At 73.4% G+C, this 16,769-nt stretch carries 15 protein-coding genes and 3 pseudogenes; 10 read left to right on the top strand and 8 right to left on the bottom strand.

The features are described from left to right. Positions 1 to 148 precede the first annotated feature (148 nt). The 3 genes and pseudogenes from ADK41_RS31635 to ADK41_RS31625 all read left to right on the top strand — a co-directional run bounded on the left by ADK41_RS31635 (position 149) and on the right by ADK41_RS31625 (position 2,974). A pseudogene (locus ADK41_RS31635) lies at positions 149 to 1,683 on the top strand (DEAD/DEAH box helicase). Between the two features lie 53 nt (positions 1,684 to 1,736). Then, positions 1,737 to 2,075, top strand: a complete 339-nt coding sequence (locus ADK41_RS31630) for a CBS domain-containing protein (protein WP_051842977.1) — start codon at positions 1,737 to 1,739, stop codon at positions 2,073 to 2,075. A gap of 548 nt (positions 2,076 to 2,623) precedes the next feature. Next, complete coding sequence (locus ADK41_RS31625; protein WP_030819856.1) at positions 2,624 to 2,974, top strand: MerR family transcriptional regulator; 351 nt, start codon at positions 2,624 to 2,626, stop codon at positions 2,972 to 2,974. Positions 2,975 to 3,051: 77 nt separating this feature from the next. Here ADK41_RS31625 and ADK41_RS31620 read toward each other — a convergent pair whose 3' ends face one another. Next, positions 3,052 to 4,251, bottom strand: coding sequence for an NAD(P)/FAD-dependent oxidoreductase (locus tag ADK41_RS31620; RefSeq protein WP_030819858.1), 1,200 nt, complete (start codon positions 4,249 to 4,251; stop codon positions 3,052 to 3,054). A 99-nt stretch (positions 4,252 to 4,350) separates the two neighbouring features. Further along, positions 4,351 to 5,295: an RNA polymerase sigma factor SigJ gene (sigJ, locus tag ADK41_RS31615; RefSeq protein ID WP_030819860.1), complete on the bottom strand. Its 945-nt coding sequence runs from the start codon at positions 5,293 to 5,295 to the stop codon at positions 4,351 to 4,353. Positions 5,296 to 5,422: 127 nt separating this feature from the next. Between sigJ and ADK41_RS31610 the strand changes: the two genes are divergently transcribed. Continuing rightward, positions 5,423 to 6,646 (top strand): acyltransferase family protein, encoded by a 1,224-nt coding sequence (locus tag ADK41_RS31610; RefSeq protein ID WP_030819862.1) that lies wholly within the window; start codon positions 5,423 to 5,425, stop codon positions 6,644 to 6,646. A 250-nt stretch (positions 6,647 to 6,896) separates the two neighbouring features. Next, a pseudogene (locus ADK41_RS43625) lies at positions 6,897 to 7,103 on the top strand (RNA polymerase subunit sigma-70); the annotation flags it as partial. An 18-nt stretch (positions 7,104 to 7,121) separates the two neighbouring features. Here ADK41_RS43625 and ADK41_RS31605 read toward each other — a convergent pair. Together ADK41_RS31605 and ADK41_RS31600 are read right to left on the bottom strand one after the other, a co-directional pair. Further along, a complete protein-coding gene (locus ADK41_RS31605; protein WP_030819864.1) occupies positions 7,122 to 7,334 on the bottom strand; it encodes a DUF4287 domain-containing protein in 213 nt (70 codons plus the stop codon). Positions 7,335 to 7,406: 72 nt separating this feature from the next. Next, complete coding sequence (locus ADK41_RS31600; protein WP_030819866.1) at positions 7,407 to 8,075, bottom strand: DUF998 domain-containing protein; 669 nt, start codon at positions 8,073 to 8,075, stop codon at positions 7,407 to 7,409. A gap of 285 nt (positions 8,076 to 8,360) precedes the next feature. Between ADK41_RS31600 and ADK41_RS31595 the strand changes: the two genes are divergently transcribed. Continuing rightward, a complete protein-coding gene (locus tag ADK41_RS31595; protein ID WP_030819869.1) occupies positions 8,361 to 9,938 on the top strand; it encodes a carbohydrate-binding protein in 1,578 nt (525 codons plus the stop codon). 93 nt (positions 9,939 to 10,031) lie between these two features. Here the strand turns inward: ADK41_RS31595 and ADK41_RS31590 are convergent, their stop codons facing one another. Next, positions 10,032 to 11,180: a sugar ABC transporter substrate-binding protein gene (locus ADK41_RS31590; RefSeq protein WP_030819871.1), complete on the bottom strand. Its 1,149-nt coding sequence runs from the start codon at positions 11,178 to 11,180 to the stop codon at positions 10,032 to 10,034. A 236-nt stretch (positions 11,181 to 11,416) separates the two neighbouring features. Here ADK41_RS31590 and ADK41_RS31585 point away from each other — a divergent pair, with 236 nt between their 5' ends. From ADK41_RS31585 to ADK41_RS44385, 3 genes and pseudogenes are all read left to right on the top strand, one after another. After that, on the top strand, positions 11,417 to 12,283 hold the full coding sequence (locus ADK41_RS31585; protein ID WP_030819873.1) for an SCO2400 family protein: 867 nt from the start codon (positions 11,417 to 11,419) through the stop codon (positions 12,281 to 12,283). 78 nt (positions 12,284 to 12,361) lie between these two features. Next, positions 12,362 to 12,682: an antibiotic biosynthesis monooxygenase family protein gene (locus tag ADK41_RS31580; protein WP_030819875.1), complete on the top strand. Its 321-nt coding sequence runs from the start codon at positions 12,362 to 12,364 to the stop codon at positions 12,680 to 12,682. Beyond that, a pseudogene (locus ADK41_RS44385) lies at positions 12,683 to 12,817 on the top strand (serine hydrolase); the annotation flags it as partial. It abuts the gene before it with no gap. Between the two features lie 118 nt (positions 12,818 to 12,935). On the opposite strand, the gene ADK41_RS31575 reads toward ADK41_RS44385, so the two are convergent. Both ADK41_RS31575 and ADK41_RS31570 read right to left on the bottom strand, forming a co-directional pair. Continuing rightward, on the bottom strand, positions 12,936 to 13,139 hold the full coding sequence (locus tag ADK41_RS31575; protein WP_003969786.1) for a cold-shock protein: 204 nt from the start codon (positions 13,137 to 13,139) through the stop codon (positions 12,936 to 12,938). 239 nt (positions 13,140 to 13,378) lie between these two features. Continuing rightward, entirely contained in the window at positions 13,379 to 13,759 is a 381-nt protein-coding gene (locus ADK41_RS31570; RefSeq protein WP_030819877.1) for a MerR family transcriptional regulator, read from the bottom strand. A gap of 570 nt (positions 13,760 to 14,329) precedes the next feature. Here ADK41_RS31570 and ADK41_RS31565 point away from each other — a divergent pair. After that, complete coding sequence (locus ADK41_RS31565; RefSeq protein WP_030819879.1) at positions 14,330 to 14,701, top strand: DUF6479 family protein; 372 nt, start codon at positions 14,330 to 14,332, stop codon at positions 14,699 to 14,701. Between the two features lie 168 nt (positions 14,702 to 14,869). Here ADK41_RS31565 and ADK41_RS31560 read toward each other — a convergent pair whose 3' ends face one another. After that, positions 14,870 to 16,573, bottom strand: coding sequence for a glycoside hydrolase family 13 protein (locus tag ADK41_RS31560; RefSeq protein WP_030819881.1), 1,704 nt, complete (start codon positions 16,571 to 16,573; stop codon positions 14,870 to 14,872). Positions 16,574 to 16,769: the final 196 nt, after the last annotated feature.

The raw sequence follows: 16,769 nt of genomic DNA, 5'->3' as shown, positions 1-16,769 counted from the left end.
GGAAAGGCTCCACCGCGTCATCGACCGGTGACGCCCTCTCCGTCGGCCCGACGCCGCCCCCATCGAATCCGGCTCGTCTCGAGATTCTCTGCGCCGCCCATGTGCTGCGGGAATTCCTTGGTACGCGCCCCATCAAGGAAGGTTCCGCATGAAGCGTGTCCGCACGTCCCGCACCCCTGACCGTTCCGGAGGAGGCTCCGGCGCCCCCCGCTCCGGCGCGCCCCGCTCCGGTGGCCCGCGCCGTTCCAGGGGCCAGGGGAGCCGGCAGGCCGGACGGCCCGCCCCGCAGGGCGAGTTCGCGCCGCCGAAGACGATCACCCCCGCGCTGCCCGCCGTCGAGTCGTTCGCCGACCTCGACATGCCCGCACGGCTGCTGGCCACGCTCGGCGCCGAGGGCGTGACCGTACCGTTCCCGATCCAGGCGGCGACGCTGCCGAACTCCCTGGCCGGCCGTGACGTACTCGGCCGCGGCCGCACGGGCTCGGGCAAGACCCTCGCCTTCGGCCTCGCCGTACTGGCCCGCACCGCGGGCCGGCGCGCCGAGCCGCGGCGGCCGCTCGCCCTCGTCCTCGTCCCCACCCGCGAGCTCGCCCAGCAGGTCACCGACGCGCTCACCCCGTACGCCCGCTCCGTGGGCCTGCGGCCGGTCACCGTCGTCGGCGGGATGTCCATCGGCAGGCAGGCCGGAGCGCTGCGCGCCGGGGCCGAGCTGGTCGTCGCGACGCCCGGACGGCTCAAGGACCTGATCGAGCGGGGCGACTGCGTGTTGGACGACGTCGGCATCACGGTCCTCGACGAGGCCGACCAGATGGCCGACATGGGCTTCATGCCCCAGGTCACCGCCCTGCTCGACCAGGTGCGCCCCGACGGGCAGCGGATGCTCTTCTCGGCCACCCTGGACCGCAACGTCGACCGGCTGGTGCGGAACTACCTGCACGACCCCGTCGTCCACTCGGTCGACCCCTCCGCCGGCGCCGTCACCACCATGGAGCACCACATACTCCACGTCCACGACGCCGACAAGCACCGGACGACCACCGAGATCGCCGCGCGGGACGGGCGGGTGATCATGTTCCTCGACACCAAGCACGCGGTGAACCGGCTGACCAAGCACCTCCTGAGCAGCGGTGTCCGCGCCGCGGCCCTGCACGGCGGCAAGTCCCAGCCGCAGCGCACGCGGACCCTGGCCCAGTTCAAGAGCGGGGAGGTGACGGTGCTGGTGGCGACCAACGTGGCGGCGCGCGGGATCCACGTCGACCACCTCGACCTGGTCGTCAACGTGGACCCGCCCACCGACCACACAACGTGGACCCGCCCACCGACCACAAGGACTACCTGCACCGCGGCGGCCGTACGGCCCGCGCCGGGGAGTCCGGCAGCGTCGTCACCCTGGTCACCCCCGACCAGCGCCGCGAAATGAACCGGCTGATGGCCTCGGCGGGCATCACCCCCCGGGTCACCCAGGTCCGGTCGGGCGAGGAGGAGCTGAGCCGCATCACCGGCGCCCAGGCCCCCTCCGGAGTCCCGGTCGTCATCGCCGCGCCGCCCGCGGAACGTCCCCGTGGCACGTCGTCCCCCTCCCGCAGCCGCCGGGGCCGCCGGGGCCGCGCCGGCCAGGGCCGGCCCGGCGGCGAAGGGGGCCGCAGGACCCAGCGGCGGCCCGACTTCGGCCCGGCCGCCTAGAACCGCCGCGCCCGCACGCCCATCCCCGTCGGCAGGAGGCACCCGTGACACCCGTGACACCCGTTCGGACGCAGCACCTCGGAGACGACCCCTCTCCCGAGGCCGTGTTCGGCGACGGGGACGCGTCCGGCCCCCGGGTCCGTGACGACATGACGGTCGAGGTGGCCCTGTCCCTCATGGCCGGCGCCCGTGTCGACCACCTCGTCCTCTGCGACGAGGACGACCGGGACACGGGCCTGGTGACCCTGGCCCGGCTCGCCGTCCTGCGCGGGAGCACCGCCTACACGGACCGGATCCGGCTGCGGGACGTCCTCGACGGGCCGTTCACCTCGTCCGCGCTCCGCTCCGGACGCACCGGCACCACCGGGGGCATCGCCTTCCGGGCGGTGTGAGGACCGGCGGAAGACCGCCGCCAAGAGACACGAGGGCCCTGCCGACGCGCGTCGGCAGGGCCCTCGTCGTGTCCGCGCCGCCGCCCCGCCGTCCCCGGCGAGCGCTCCCCGCCGCCACGGACCACAGGGTGTCTGCGGTGCCCGCACATCGAAATCTGTCTTTGTCAGAGTAGACATTGCGGCACGGTGTGGTTAGTCTTCTTCTCGTTGACACGGTCGAGCGAGACCCGGCAGACACGAACTGGCGGGTAGTAGTACCGCAGTACCCGTTCATCAAGTGGTCGGTTCAGAGGAAAGAACGGAGGAGCAGACGCCATCAGGATCGCCCGGCACCGGGAGACTTCCGGTCCGGGTACCGCAGGACCCCGGAACGGATGGTGGTCTTTGGTCACGCAACCGCGATCCCCGCACCCCCGCCCCCACCGGGCCGGGTAGCGGAAAAAGAAGGTCGGCACAGCATGAGGGCCGACCGATGGTGTTGAATTTCCTTCGGGGCCCTGGTGCCGTACGGCACCAGGGCCCCTCGACGCGTTGTACAACGAGGTGACATGCCAGCAGACACTCCACTCAGCAATCGTCTGGACGACGACGACTACCCCGCCTACACCATGGGCCGGGCCGCCGAGATGCTCGGCACCACCCCCGGCTTCCTCCGGGCCATCGGCGAGGCCCGCCTGATCACTCCGCTGCGCTCGGAGGGCGGACACCGCCGGTACTCCCGCTACCAGCTGCGGATAGCCGCCCGCGCCCGCGAGCTCGTCGACCGGGGGACCCCGATCGAGGCGGCCTGCCGCATCGTCATCCTCGAGGACCAGCTCGAAGAGGCCCAGCGCATCAACGCCGAGTACCGCCGCGCCGCGGACCGGGCGGCCCGCGGCGCCGACGCCGGTTCGGGCTGACCCCGCGGGCCCGGACCGGCCGGCGCACGACGGACGTCGTCCCCGGCCGCCGCCCGTCGCGCGCGGCCGGCTGCGCGTCAGGCCGCGGCCCCGACCGCCGGGTCCTGCGCGGCCGGCTCGCGGACCACGCCGCGTCGGCGGGTCGGGACGCCGAGGGTCGGGTGGGTCACGCCCCAGGCCGCGCCCTTGCAGACCAGTTCCTTGTAGAGGGCGGCGAGGCGTCCGGTCAGGGCCGCGTCGACGGCGCGGTCGTCGGCGGTGACGTACTGGATCAGGCCCTCCTTGCGGCCCAGCGAGATGCACTGGTTGACGTAGCGCAGCGGCGTCCTGGGGAGCTTGCCGCCGGTCAGGCGGGCCGCGATGGCGTCGGCGGCCTGCCAGGCGGTGGGGACGCCCGAGGCGCACGACATCCGCAGCGGCTTGCCGCCGGGGCCCGCCACCAGCGCCGCGTCGCCGACGGCGTACACGTCCGGGTGCGAGACCGAGCGCATGGTGCCGTCGACCACGATCCGGCCGTCGTCGCCGGTCTTCAGGGTGGTGGCCCCCGCGATCGGGTGGACGGCGAAGCCGGTGGTCCACAGGGTGACCGCGGCCGGGAGGGAACGGCCGTCGGCGAGGGTGACGCGGTCGGCCCCGACGGCGGTGACGGACGCCCGCTCGTGCACGGTGACGCCGAGCCTGCCGAAGACCTCGCGCAGGTGCCGGCGGCCCTTGGCGGAGAGCCAGTCGCCGAGGTCGCCGCGGGCGGCGAGGGAGACGTCGAGGTCCGGGCGGGACTCGGCGATCTCGGACGCGGCCTCCAGACCGGTGAGTCCGCCGCCGACCACGACCACGGACCGCCCCGCCTCCAGGCCGGCCAGGCGCTCGCGCAGCCGGAGGGCTCCGGGACGGCCGGCGATCTCGTGGGCGTGTTCGGCGGTACCGGGCACGCCCTGGGTGTTCCAGCCGCTGCCGAGGGCGTACACGAGGGTGTCGTATGTCAGCCGCCCGGTTCCCCCGGTGCCGTCGGTGACGGTGACCGTCCCGCGGTCGGCGTCCACGGCCGTCACCGTCGCCCGCCGCGGTTCCACGCCGGTGCCCGCGAACATCTCGCCGAAGGGCCGGGGCCTGAGCTCCCGGCCCACCGCGAGCTGGTGCATCCGGACGCGCTCGACGAAGTCGGGCTCGGCGTCGACGAGGGTGATGGCGACGTCCTCCCGGCGCAGCCGCCTGGCCAGACGGCCGGCCGCGACGGCTCCGGCGTATCCGGCTCCGAGGACGATGATGCGGTGCTGCATTTCCCTGCTCCTGTCGTCGGCTCTTCGCGGGTCGCCCCTTGAACCGGGCGGCCCGCCGTTTCCTGACAGGAGCGAAGTGTGATGTGGGTCACATGACGGTCAGAAGGCGGTGAACAGGGGGTCGCCGTGGTCGGTGGAGGCCCAGAGCCGGGTCGCGCGCTCCAGCTTGTCGGGGTTCGCCTGGCTGCGGATCGCGGTGATGCCCTCGGCGGTGACCGCGAGGCACATGATGCCGACGACCCGGCCGTCGAGGACCGCCACGAGGGCGGGGTCGCCGTTGGCGGTCGCGACGTGGATGCCGGGCGAGCCGCCCACGAGGGCGCGCTTGGCCTTGCCCGGCTTGAACAGGCCCCGCAGGAACGTCGCGACCGCGAGCGCGCCCTCGAACGCCTTGGCGCGGGCCGGGACCTTCCCGCCGCCGTCGCCGACCGCGACGGCGTCCTCGGTGAGCAGCCGCACCAGCGGCTCGGTCCGGCCGCTGGCGGCGGCGGCGAGGAACTCGTCGACGACCCGCCGGGCGGCGGCCCCGTCGATCTCGGTGCGCGCCTTGCCCTCCGTGACGTGCTTCTTGGCCCGGTGGAAGATCTGCTGGCTGGCGGCCTCGGTGAGGTCGAGGATCGCGGCGATCTCCCGGTGCGGGTAGTCGAACGCCTCCCGCAGCACGTACACCGCCCGCTCGTTGGGGGTGAGGCGCTCCAGCAGGGTGAGGACGGCGTACGAGACCGACTCGCGCTGTTCGGCGGTGTCGGCGGGGCCGAGCATCCGGTCGCCGGCGAGCAGTGGCTCGGGGAGCCACTCGCCCACGTAGGTCTCGCGCCGGGCGCGGGCCGAGGTGAGCTGGTTGAGGCACAGGTGGGTGAGCACCTTCGTCAGCCAGGCCTCGGGGACCTCGATGCGGCCCGTGTCGGCGGCCTGCCAGCGCAGGAAGGTCTCCTGCACCGCGTCCTCGGCCTCGCTCGCGGAGCCGAGGAGGCGGTAGCCGATGGCCTCCAGCCGCGGCCGGAGGGCCTCGAAGCGATCCACGTCCCGCACGCTCAGCGCCATGCCCGGATCGTAGCCCCCGCCGGGTGACCGGGCCGTCCGGACGGCCGCAGGCAGGCATGCGCGCGTGGTTTCGGGACAGACGCACCGGGTCACCCCAGTAGTCGGCAGACGGGAAGCGATCTCGTTCATGGCTCAGGAAGCGGGCTCGGCGACAGCGGAGGATTCCGGACTCGACACGGGAAGGGCGGAGCCCCGCGGCTCCGGCAGACCCGCCCCGCCGAAAGGGCGGGGCTTCCCGTCCGCGGTGGCGCGCAGCGGCCGGGTGGGCGGCCTGGACGGGCTGCGGACGGTGGCGGTCGCCCTGGTGCTCGTCTACCACGTGGCGCCGGACGTGCTGCCGGGCGGCTCGGTCGCCGTGGACGTCTTCTTCACCATCAGCGGCTTCGTCATCACCCGGCTGCTGCTCGCCGAGTACGCCCGCACCGGCGGCGTCGCCCTGCTCCCCTTCTACCGGCGGCGCTGGCTGCGGCTGGTCCCCGCGCTGCTGGCCGTGTGCGCGGTCTGCGCGATCCTGTCGGTGACCACCCCGCTGTGGGGCTTCGACGACTCCCTGCCGGCGGCGGGCCTGTCGGCGCTGTTCCTCGTCAACGTCGTCCGGGCCGCGGAGCCCGGGCCGTACGGCGACCTGACGGGACCGCTCGCGCACACCTGGTCGCTGGGGGTGGAGGAGCAGTTCTACCTGCTCTGGCCGCTCGCGCTGCTGGTGCTGCTGCGCCACGCCCGGGCGCGCACGGTGCTGCTCTGCACGGCGGCCCTGTGCGCGCTGCCCGTGCTGTGGCGCTGCCTCCTGTGGCAGCCGGACGCGGCCCACCGCATCTACAACGGCACCGACACCCGCGCCGACCAGCTGCTGGCCGGCGCCCTCGTCGCCGTGGTCCTGGCGCGGCTGCGCGCCGACGATCCCCGGCTGGCCGTGCTGCGGGCCTGGGCGGGCCGGCTGGCCTGGCCGGCGCTGGGCCTGCTGGCGCTGGCGGCCTGGCGGATGCCGGTGACCGCCGACGCCGGCCCGTGGACGGTCGCCTGGTACACCGTCGGGTTCCTGTGCGTGGCGGTGCTCTCCGCCGTCCTGGTCACGGCGCTCGAACTGCGCCCCGGGGGCGGGCTCTCCCGGCTGCTCTCGCTCACGCCGCTGACCTGGGTGGGCCGCAACCTGAGCTACGGCGTCTACCTGTGGCACTACCCCGTCGTACGGCTGCTGGCCTCCCTCGGCATGAAGGACGGACTCCTGCCGGCCACGGCCGTGCTGACCCTCCTGATGGCCCTGCTGTCGTACTACGTCATCGAGGCGCCGTTCCTGCGCCGGGCGCGGCGGCCCGCACCGGGAGCCGCGGCCCGGCAGCCCGCGGTTTGAGGGTCCTTTCACCAGGAGCGTCCTCGACGGGGGTCCCCCGCTCGAGCGAAGCCGGGCGGGAGGAGGAGCCGCGTGGGCGTTTCGGCGACGCGGCGAGGTGCGGCGCCGGGCCGCGCGCCCCGGACGGGCATGGTGAAAGGACCCCTTTAGGGTGGCGGCAGCCCGGGGACGTGGTCCCGGGGCGTGGCTTTCCAGGGGAGGGGTGCCGCATGGGGGCGCCGGGCCGGAAACGGCGACGGAGCGGCTCGAGGGGCCCCGCCTGGTCCCGACGGTGGCCAACGGCTCCCCCGCGTTCGGCCAGTACCGCCCCCGTGCGGACCGGGCCGGCTACGAGCCCTGGGCCCTCCAGGTCGTCGAGTTCTCCGGCGACCGCGTCACGGGCATCACGGCCTTCCGTGACACCGCGCGGCTCTTCCCGCTCTTCGGTCTGCCGGACCACGTGGACGAGGACGCCCGACCCGCCGCCCGCGCCCGGTCACCTGCCGCGGTCCTCGGCCAGCGTGTGGGCGACCAGGGCGTTGGCGTGGCCGTGGCCCAGTCCGTGCTCGGCCTTGAGCCAGCCGACGAGCTCCATGTGCCGGGTGAGCGGAGAGGAGCGGATGAGCTCCTTCCACTCGGCGACGGGCCGGCCGTACTTCTTCTCGATGGAGGGGAAGTAGCCGGCAGGGCCCTTCACCGCGTCGGTCATGAGGTGCTCCCGTCTCGTGATCGGTCAGGTCGTAGGGGTCAGGTCTTGAGGGGGCCGGGGCGCGGCGGCCGGTCAGTGGTTCGCCGGGGTGGTGGCCAGCCGGACCGTCAGGGCGGTCAGCCAGAGCAGGCCGAGGCCCGCGCCCGCGGTGAACGCCAGGACGGAGGCGGCGGAGCCGGCGAACCCGGCGAGCACGGCGACGGGCGCGAGGCGGGAGGCGACGGCCCAGCCGCGGTGACCGCGGTCGGCGAGCGGGCGGGCCAGGACGACGAACGCGGCGCACAGGGCGAGGTAGCCGGCCATCCCGGCGGCCATGTGGGCGGCTCCGTGCCCGCTCAGCGTGGCCGTGTCGGGGGAGCCGGCGGGGAAGCCCGCGCCGGCGTCCGCGGGGAAGGCCGCGGCGGCCCAGAACGAGACGCCGCACACCCCGACGAGGAGGGGGCCCCAGGCCGCGCCCGCGCCGCCGTCCAGCACCCGGCGCAGACCGGCCGCCCCGGCGACGAGGAGGGCCCCGGCGAGCAGGAAGTTCACCGTCTGGATCCAGCCCGCCCCGCCGAGGGCGAGCTGGCTGATCGCGTGCCGGGTGAAGTCGAAGCCCTCCCGTGCCGCGCCCTGGGCGAGGCCGGCCGCGAGGAACAGCGGGCCCGCCAGCACGCCGCCGGCCGCGGTCCACCGTGCCGCCGGACGCGACGTGGGCGGAGCGGGGGCGAGAGAGCGGGATGCGCCGAGCGTGTGGGTCATGGCCGGGCCTTCCTTGCGTCGATGGTGTCGGGTGTACGACCGACGGCAGGGGAAGGAGTCATCGCTCCACCCGGTGTGCGCTGCGTCACAGTGCGTCGGGGCGGCACCGGCCGGGTGGGGTGTGACGTGACGAACGACCATTCATGGATGTGAATCTGATTCATCGCCGAAACTATTGACGTGCCCACGGCAGGCCTCTACCGTCCCGGAAAGCGCTTTCTCCGTTCACGGACTCGAACTCACCGATGAGCTCGCCCCCCACCCGACCGAACCTGGAGACGAACGATGCATGTGAGACCCGCCCTCGCCTGTGCCGGCCTGCTGGCCGGCGCGCTCGTCACGCTGTCCGGCGCCCCCGCGCAGGCCGCGACCGTCCGCTACGAGGCCGAGGGGTCCTCGGCGGTCTGCACCGGCGCCGTCGAGACCGAGTGGTCCGGATACTCCGGCAGCGGCTTCTGCAACGGCACCAACGGCACCGGCGGCTACGTCCAGTTCACCGTGAACGCCCCCGCCGCCGAGACGGCGACGCTCCGGGTGCGCTTCGCCAACGGCAGCGGCGGCGCACGGGCCGCGAACATCGTGGTGAACGGCAGCACGGTCGCGTCCGCCTCCTTCGAGGCCACCGGCGCCTGGACGGGCTGGACGACGAAGACGTTCACCGTGCCGGTGCGGTCGGGCGGCAACACCGTGCGGCTCAGCCCGACGTCGTCCGCCGGACTGCCCAACGTCGACTACCTCGAGGTGGAGACGAGCGGCGGCACGACCACCCCGCCGCCCGCCTCCGCGCTCTACGTGGCGCCGGGCGGCAGCGCCGGCGCGTCCGGCACCCTGTCCGACCCGACGACACTCGTCTCCGCGATCGACCGCATCACCCCCGGCGGCACGATCTACCTGCGCGGTGGCACGTACCACCACTCCCAGACGGTCACCATCCCCGCGGGCAACAACGGCACCCCGGGCGACCGTACGGAGCTCGCCGCCTACCCGGGCGAGACGCCCGTACTGAACTTCTCCGCGCAGAGCGAGAGTTCATCGAACCGCGGGCTCGCCGTGAACGGGTCGTACTGGCACGTCAAGGGAATCGTCGTCGAACGCGCCGGGGACAACGGCATCTTCGTCGGCGGCAGCAACAACGTCTTCGAGCGCACGGTGACCCGCTACAACCGCGACACCGGGCTCCAGCTCTCGCGGATGGCCTCCGACACGCCCCGCGACCAGTGGCCCTCCAACAACCTCGTCCTGAGCGCGGAGTCGCACGACAACGCCGACTCCGACGGCGAGGACGCCGACGGCTTCGCCGCCAAGCTCACCTCCGGTCCCGGCAACGTCTTCCGCTACGCCGTCGCCCACAACAACATCGACGACGGCTGGGACCTCTACACCAAGGACGACACGGGCCCGATCGGCGCGGTCACCATCGAGGACTCCCTCGCCTACGAGAACGGCACCCTCAGCAACGGCGGCCAGGCCGGCAACGGCGACCGCAACGGCTACAAGCTCGGCGGCGAGGGCATCGAGGTCGACCACGTCATCCGGCGCAGCATCGCCTACGACAACGGCAAGCACGGGTTCACGTACAACAGCAACCCGGGCTCGATGACCGTCTCCGGCAACGTCAGCATCGACAACGCCGAGCGCAACTTCAACTTCGACGGCGGCAGTTCGGTGTTCCGCGACAACACCTCGTGCCGCAGCGGCAGCGGGTCCAACGACAGGACCATCGGCAGCGTCGACGGCTCGAACCAGTTCTGGTCCGGCTCCAACGGCTCCCGGTGCGCCGGCTACTCCGGCGCGCTGAACTGGTCGTTCGCCTCGGACGGCCGCCTGGTCGTCGGCTTCGGCGGCAACACGGTGACCCCGTAGGGGAGCCGGGCGGCGGCCGGCCCCCGGTTCCTCCGGGGGACCGGCCGCTTCCCGCTTCCCGCTTCCTGCTTCCTGCTTCCTGCTTCCTGCTTCCTACGACGTCAGGCCGATCTCCGCGCAGTCCGCCGCGTACGCCCCGGTGCAGATGTCCTTGACGGTGTAGACACCGTCCTGGACCACCGTGGCCCCGATGTTCTCCTTCGTGAGGGCGACCACCGGGACCAGCATCGCCGGGATGTCCTTGTGCGTCGGGCTGTCGACCACGTCCCGCGCCAGGGCGTCGAACTGGATCGACCTCTCCTGCACCTTGGCCACCGCCATGTCCGCGGCCCCCGTCGCCTCCAGCAGGAACGACTTGTACACCGTCATGTACTGCGTGCCGGCCACGATCCGCCGCACCGCCGCCAGGTCGGCGTCCTGACCGGTCACCGGCGGAAGGTCGGTGACGCCCGCCTCCTCCAGCACCTCGATGACGGCGCCGGCCATGCCGTCGTTCGCCGAGTAGACGGCGGCGATGTCCCCGGCGCCGACCTCCTTCACCGCCTCGCGCATGTTCTCCGCGGCGGCCTCGGGCAGCCACTGCCTGGTGTCGTACGACTTGGCGATGTCCACCTCGCCGTCCAGTTCGCCGAGCGCGCCCTTGCGGAAGAGCTTCGTGTTCGGGTCGGTGGGCGCGCCGTGCATCACGACGACCTTGCTGTTCTCGGCGTCCTCGCCGAGCGCGTTCACGAGGGCGCGGCCCTGCACCTGGCCGACGAGCTCGTTGTCGTGGGAGACGTACGCGTCGATCGGGCCCTCGGCGAGACGGTCGTAGGCGATGACGGGTATGCCCGCCTCCTTCGCCTTCTCCACGTCCGTCGCGACGGCCTCGGAGTCCACCGCGTCGACCACGATCACGTCGACCCGGTCGGCGATCATCTTCCGGAACTGCTCGCCCTGCTTGTCCTTGCTGCCCTCGGCGTTGGCGTAGACGACCTCGCCCTGCTCGTCGGTGAGGGACGAGACCCGGTCCTCGAAGAGCGGGCGGTCGAACTTCTCGAAGCGCGCCGTGTCCTTGTCCGGCAGCAGCAGGCCCACGGTGATGTCGTAGCTCCTGTCCCGCGACGCGGGCGCGTCGTCACCGCTCACCGCGCCGACGACGCCGCACGCGGTGAGCGACAGGGCCGACAGGCCGGCGGTCAGGAGCAGGACGGGACGACGTACGGAGGCGGCGCGGGTGTGGGGGGTGGTGCGGAGGTTCACGTGGGGGGTGCCTTCCGGGCGAGTGCAGCAGGGTGACCAGGCGACTGTGTCCGTTGCGCGGCGGTCCGGCGTGCGTGCTCACGGCACTCTCGCGGACTGCGCGGGAAATGTGCGCAGGAGCGGCACACGGACTGCACACAGTGGGCCGGAGGCGTCGTTAGCGTGGCTGTCACCTGCTCCGGACCGGTCGCCCCGGCGGGCATCGGCGTCGGTACGTCAACTCAGGAAGACAGCGGATGGACTACTGCTCCACGTGTCGCCGGCATCTGAACGGCGCCCTGGTCTGCCCGGGCTGCGGCGCCTACGCCCCCGACATCGCGCCCGCCGTCATCGGCGGCCGCACCGTCCCCGGAGCGGCGACGGCCGCCGCGCCCGGCGCCGTGCCCACTCCCCCGGCCCCACGGCCGGCCGCCTCCGTGCCCGCCTCCACGGGTACGGGCACCGGCCGGGCGGCGCGGCGGCGGCAGCTGGTCCGCTGGAAGAAGACCCAGCGGCGGGCCCTGGTCGCGACGGCCGTGGCCCTCGTCGGCGGCGGGCTGACCCTCGCCTCGACGGACCGGAGCGGCACGGACCGCACCCAGGCCGCCACGGCGCCCGACCTCAGGGGCATGGGCGGCGCGCAGGGGCCCGCGGCCCCGTACGACGACCCGGACGCCCCGGCCACCGCCTCCCCGGACCGTACGGACCGGTCGCCCTCGGCCGACGACGGGCGCGGACGGGCGGCCACCGAGGCCGCACCGGCGCCCACCACCCCGTCGGACACCCGCACGGACGACGGCGCCGCCGCCTCCGGCCCGGCGGCGCCGTCGCAGCCGCGCACGACCTCCCCGGACCCCGTCTCCCGCTCCGGTGCGCGCGCGGACACGGGAGCGGGCTCGGGAGCGGGCTCGGAATCCGCGTCGGCTTCCGGCTCCGGCTCCGGCTCCGGCTCCGGCACGGTCGCCCCGCCGGCGTCGTCGCCCCCGGCCGCCGGCAGCGGCGACGGAAACGGCGGCATCGACCAGGGTGACGGTTCCCAGGCCTCCCCCTCCGCTCCCTCCACACCGCCGGCGGCCGAGCCGGACTCCTCCCGGCTCTGCCTGCTGGTGATCTGCCTCGGCTGACCTCCCGCCGGGGTGACGCGCCCGCACGGGCCGGGCCCCGCCCCGCGTCCCGGGCCGGTCCTGCGGAACAATCGGGACATGAGCATCGTCAAGATCAACGTACTCACGGTCCCGGCGGAGCAGCGCGAGACGCTGGAGCGGCGGTTCGCGGCGCGGGCGGGAGCGGTGGAGGGTTCGGACGGGTTCGAGTGGTTCGAGCTGCTGCGTCCGGTGGAGGGAACCGACACCTACCTCGTCTACACCCGCTGGCGGAGCGAGGAGGACTTCCAGCGCTGGATGTCCGACCGTGCTCAGGCCGCCCACGGCGGGGCGCCGGGCGAGAAGCCCCGGCCGGCCGCCACGGACGCCACGTTGTGGTCCTTCGAGGTGGTCCAGCAGGCCGCGCCCCGGCAGGACTGACGCCAGGCGTCGGGCTTCCCGTCCGACGACGTGCGCGTCGCCGTTTTCACCCGGACCGCGCACACCGCGGCCACTCTTCCGGCGGACAGCGCGGTGATCGGCACGGTCGCGCGGATCGCGGTGGACGCGCTGCGGCGAATGGGGCGCGGTCGCACCGGCCCCGCGGAAAGCGCGGCGGAAAAGAGGTCGGAAAGCAAAGAGCAGGGGCCCGCACCGAAGTGCGGGCCCCTGCTCTTGAATCCCTGCGCCTGGATCAGGCGGGGACGATGTTCTCCGCCTGCGGGCCCTTCTGGCCCTGCGTGACGTCGAAGCTCACCTTCTGGCCTTCCTGGAGCTCACGGAAGCCGGAGGTGGCGATGTTCGAGTAGTGGGCGAACACGTCGGCGCCGCCGCCGTCCTGCTCGATGAAGCCGAAGCCCTTTTCCGAGTTGAACCACTTCACCGTACCGGTGGCCATATCAATTCTCCTGAGACAGTGCTGGGACTCGCACTTTACGAATCCCTTCATCGTCGCGATGATCACCTGCCCGGAGACCCGGTAGCAAACTGGCAACCACAACTGCAACTGGCGTCAGCCTAGCACGAAGGAAGTCGACGGCAAGCGAGGAAAATCACTGGAATAAAGCGCCGCCGGGTGTTTAGGGAAAGAGATTTTGTTCACGGGGGCGGAAATCCTGTTTCGGCGGGAACAGATTTTCACCGGCCTCCGTGGGCCGCCCCCGCGCCCCGTCGGCGGAGCTCCTCGTTGGCGTGTTCGGCCTGTCGCAGCTGGTCCTCGAGGCTGATGATGCGGCACGCGGCATCGACCGGTGTCCCCTGGTCGACCAGTTCGCGGGCCCTGGCGGCCAGCCTCAGCTGGTGGCGCGAGTAGCGGCGGTGACCGCCTCCCGAGCGCGTCGGGGTGATCAGCCGCGCCTCGTCCAGGGCGCGGAGGAAAGCGGGTGTGGCTCCGACCAGTTCGGCGGCCCTGCCCATGGTGTAGGCCGGGAAGTGGTCGTCGTCGAGCCGGTCGGCGACGGGGAGCCGGTCCTGGTCCGGCTGCCGGCCGTCGGCGTACGGCTGACTTTCCGAAGGCATACGCACCTTTCCGCGGACCACGGTGGACACGGTCCGCCACGGGGACGGGTTCCCCAAGGGGAACTCTAGTCGGCCCGGCGGAAAAACTGCCGTGGCGACGGCAGATGTCCTGTGCACGTTCCGCGGTGGACTCCGTACGGCGGTCATGCCCCGTCCGGGCGGACGCGGTACGAGCCGAGGACGCCGCCGGGCCCGGCGAGGGCGGTGCGGATGGGATCCGTTCCTCCGGCCGTCGTCGCGCCCGTCGCCCAGCCGCGGAGGACCGCGCCGACGAGGGTGGCGCAGGCGGGTGAAGCGCCGACGGAGCGTCGCGCCGACCTCCTGCCCGACGAAGACCATGTGAGCCACCTCCGCCACCCCGCCCCGGTCGCGGCGGAGCGCGGGGGCGGCGGGGAAGGCCGGGGGCGGGCCCCGAGCTGCACACGTGGGGACGCGACGGCCCGTCCCGGCCTTCCTCTGGCCGCAATCTGCCACGCCACGGGGCCGGCCGCCCGCTGGGGCGGGCCACGGGCGTGACAAGACCGGGCATTCCGTGCGCTTTATCTCATTTCCTCGTCCATACTCGAAAACATGAACACGGCAACGTATGTGGTTCTGGCCGCCGGTCCGTCCAGGTGGACCGTCTTCGTGGCCTTCATCGGCGGAATGATCGTGGCCGGCGCGCTGGTCTGGGCCGTACGGGTCGGCATGCGGTACATGGACCAGGAGGAGCCCCGCCCCACCTCGGAGGACCAGCCGAGGATGCCGGACGGTGGCGCGGTCCGCGAGATGCGGGAGATCCGGGAGCCGGACGAGATGCCGAACACGTCGAGGACCGGCTCACGGCTCATGCCCTACGAACTCCACCACTCCGCGACCAGAACGGGCAAGGACCAGCAGCGCAAGCGCTGGCTGCCCGGATCCAGCGGCGCCTTCGGCAGCGGAGGCCCCGGGCACGTGTGACCTCACCGTGCCGGGGCGGCGTCCCCCACGGTGATCCGGACCCGCTCGCTCGACGCGCTGACGCCGTTCGGGGTGGCGGCGGCCCGGAGCCGGTGCCGGCCCCCGCGGAGCCTTCCGGCTCTCCGCCTTGCGCCGCCCCGGCCGCGGCGGGCCGGGGCGGTATTCGGGTCAGTGGCCGAGCCAGGCCGTGGTGTCCGGGCCGAGCCGGCCGTCCTCCAGCGGTGCGCTGGTCAGCAGGACCTCGCCCGCCGGGAGGGAGACCGGGTCGGGGGACAGGTTGGTCACACAGCGCCAGCCGTCGCCGCGGTCGAACTGCAGGACCCCCGCCGGGGTCTCCTCCGACCAGTTCAGCGTCTCGCCGTCGATCAGCTTGCGGCGCAGCCGCAGGGCCGTGCGGTACAGCTCCAGGGTCGAGCCCTCGGCCCCGTCCTGCGCCTCGACGGCGTACGCGGCGAAGGACGGCGGCTGCGGCAGCCAGGCACCGGCCGCCCCGAAGCCGTACGACGGACCGGTCGTCGTCCACGGCAGCGGCACCCGGCATCCGTCGCGGCCCTTGCGGACGTGCCCCGTCTGCTCCCAGATCGGGTCCTGGAGGACCTCGGTGGGCAGGTCGGCGACCTCGGGCAGGCCGAGCTCCTCGCCCTGGTAGAGGTAGGCCGAGCCGGGGAGCGCCAGCATCAGCAGGGTGGCGGCGCGGGCCCGGCGCAGTCCGGCGTCCGGGTCGACGGCGGGGGCGTGGCCGCCGGACAGCAGCCAGGCGTTCTCGTCCGTGTCCGGCGGCAGCATCAGGCGGGAGGCGTGCCGGACGACGTCGTGGTTGGAGAGCACCCAGGTCGCCGAGGCGCCGGCGGCGTGCGCGGTCCGGAGCGATCCGGTGATGACCTGCCGCAGCTCCTCCGCGTTCCACGTGGCCTGCAGGTACTCGAAGTTGAAGGCCTGCCCCAGTTCGTCCGGACGGGCGTACAGGGCGCGCCGTTCGCCGGGGACCCAGGCCTCGGCGACGGCCATGCGGGGCGGGGAGTAGGCGTCGAGGATCTTGCGCCAGTCGCGGTAGATCTCGTGCACCTCGTCCCGGTCGTAGAAGGGGTGGGTGCCGGGCGGGAAGTCGGCGAGGGCGGCCTCGCCGCCCGAGGCGTGGTGGCCGAGGTCGCGCAGCGGCTCGTCGAGGTCCTTGGCGAGGGCGTGCGCCACGTCGATCCGGAAGCCGTCCACGCCCCGGTCGGCCCAGAACCGCAGGGTGGTGCGGACGTCGTCGCGGACCTCCTGGTGCCCCCAGTTGAGGTCGGGCTGCTCGGCGGCGAACAGGTGCAGGTACCACTGTCCGTCCGGCACCCGCTGCCAGGCGCTGCCGCCGAACACGGACTGCCAGTCGGTGGGCGGCAGCTCGCCCTGTTCCCCCTTGCCGTCGCGGAAGACGTAGCGGTCGCGGGCCGGGGAGCCGGGCCCGGCGCGCAGCGCCTCCTGGAACCAGACGTGCTGGTGGGAGGTGTGGTTGGGGACGACGTCGACGATCACCTTCAGGCCGAGCCGGTGGGCCTCGGCGACGAGCTCGGCGAAGTCGTCGAGGGTGCCGAGGCGGGGGTCGACGTCGCGCGGGTCGGCGACGTCGTAGCCGCCGTCGGCGAGCTCGGAGGGGTAGAAGGGGCTCATCCACAGGGCGTCGACGCCCAGCGTGGCGAGGTGGGTGAGGCGCCGGGTGATGCCGCGCAGGTCACCGAGTCCGTCGCCGTCGGCGTCGGCGAAGCTGCGGGGGTAGATCTGGTAGACGACGGCCTGCCGCCACCAGTCGGGGTCCCTGGAGGAGAGGTCGGGCGTGGTGTCGGGGGCGGGGTGCGGCGGCCTGGTGTCGGACGTGGAGGTGCGGTCGGTCACGCGGTCTCCTCTGGGTGCGTGCGGGTGCCTGCGGAGAATCTCTGCAGAACACCGTAAAAGCGAACGCACCGGCAGCGTGGAGCCATTCCCGACGGGTGTGGCGTACGGCACTTTCACCCCCGTTTGCCGCAATCGAACCGGCGACCGGGTGCCCCCGTGGAGCCCGCACCCGCCGACGCGGGACCGAGGGCCCCGG

The sequence above is a fragment of the Streptomyces caelestis genome (assembly GCF_001279005.1).
GTDB lineage: Bacteria > Actinomycetota > Actinomycetes > Streptomycetales > Streptomycetaceae > Streptomyces > Streptomyces heliomycini.
Note: the sequence above shows the minus strand (reverse complement) of the source record. Positions and strands in the feature narration are given on the sequence as shown.

Excerpts from the sequence above, each read along its gene's own strand:
- ADK41_RS31570 (WP_030819877.1), bottom strand. The coding sequence starts at position 13,759 with ATGCCTTCGGAAAGTCAGCCGTACGCCGACGGCCGGCAGCCGGACCAG.
- ADK41_RS31620 (WP_030819858.1), bottom strand. The coding sequence starts at position 4,251 with ATGCAGCACCGCATCATCGTCCTCGGAGCCGGATACGCCGGAGCCGTC.
- ADK41_RS31625 (WP_030819856.1), top strand. The coding sequence starts at position 2,624 with ATGCCAGCAGACACTCCACTCAGCAATCGTCTGGACGACGACGACTAC.
- ADK41_RS31575 (WP_003969786.1), bottom strand. The coding sequence starts at position 13,139 with ATGGCCACCGGTACGGTGAAGTGGTTCAACTCGGAAAAGGGCTTCGGC.
- ADK41_RS31585 (WP_030819873.1), top strand. The coding sequence starts at position 11,417 with ATGGACTACTGCTCCACGTGTCGCCGGCATCTGAACGGCGCCCTGGTC.
- ADK41_RS31605 (WP_030819864.1), bottom strand. The coding sequence starts at position 7,334 with ATGACCGACGCGGTGAAGGGCCCTGCCGGCTACTTCCCCTCCATCGAG.
- ADK41_RS31595 (WP_030819869.1), top strand. The coding sequence starts at position 8,361 with ATGCATGTGAGACCCGCCCTCGCCTGTGCCGGCCTGCTGGCCGGCGCG.
- ADK41_RS31610 (WP_030819862.1), top strand. The coding sequence starts at position 5,423 with ATGGCTCAGGAAGCGGGCTCGGCGACAGCGGAGGATTCCGGACTCGAC.
- sigJ (WP_030819860.1), bottom strand. The coding sequence starts at position 5,295 with ATGGCGCTGAGCGTGCGGGACGTGGATCGCTTCGAGGCCCTCCGGCCG.
- ADK41_RS31565 (WP_030819879.1), top strand. The coding sequence starts at position 14,330 with ATGAACACGGCAACGTATGTGGTTCTGGCCGCCGGTCCGTCCAGGTGG.
- ADK41_RS31580 (WP_030819875.1), top strand. The coding sequence starts at position 12,362 with ATGAGCATCGTCAAGATCAACGTACTCACGGTCCCGGCGGAGCAGCGC.
- ADK41_RS31600 (WP_030819866.1), bottom strand. The coding sequence starts at position 8,075 with ATGACCCACACGCTCGGCGCATCCCGCTCTCTCGCCCCCGCTCCGCCC.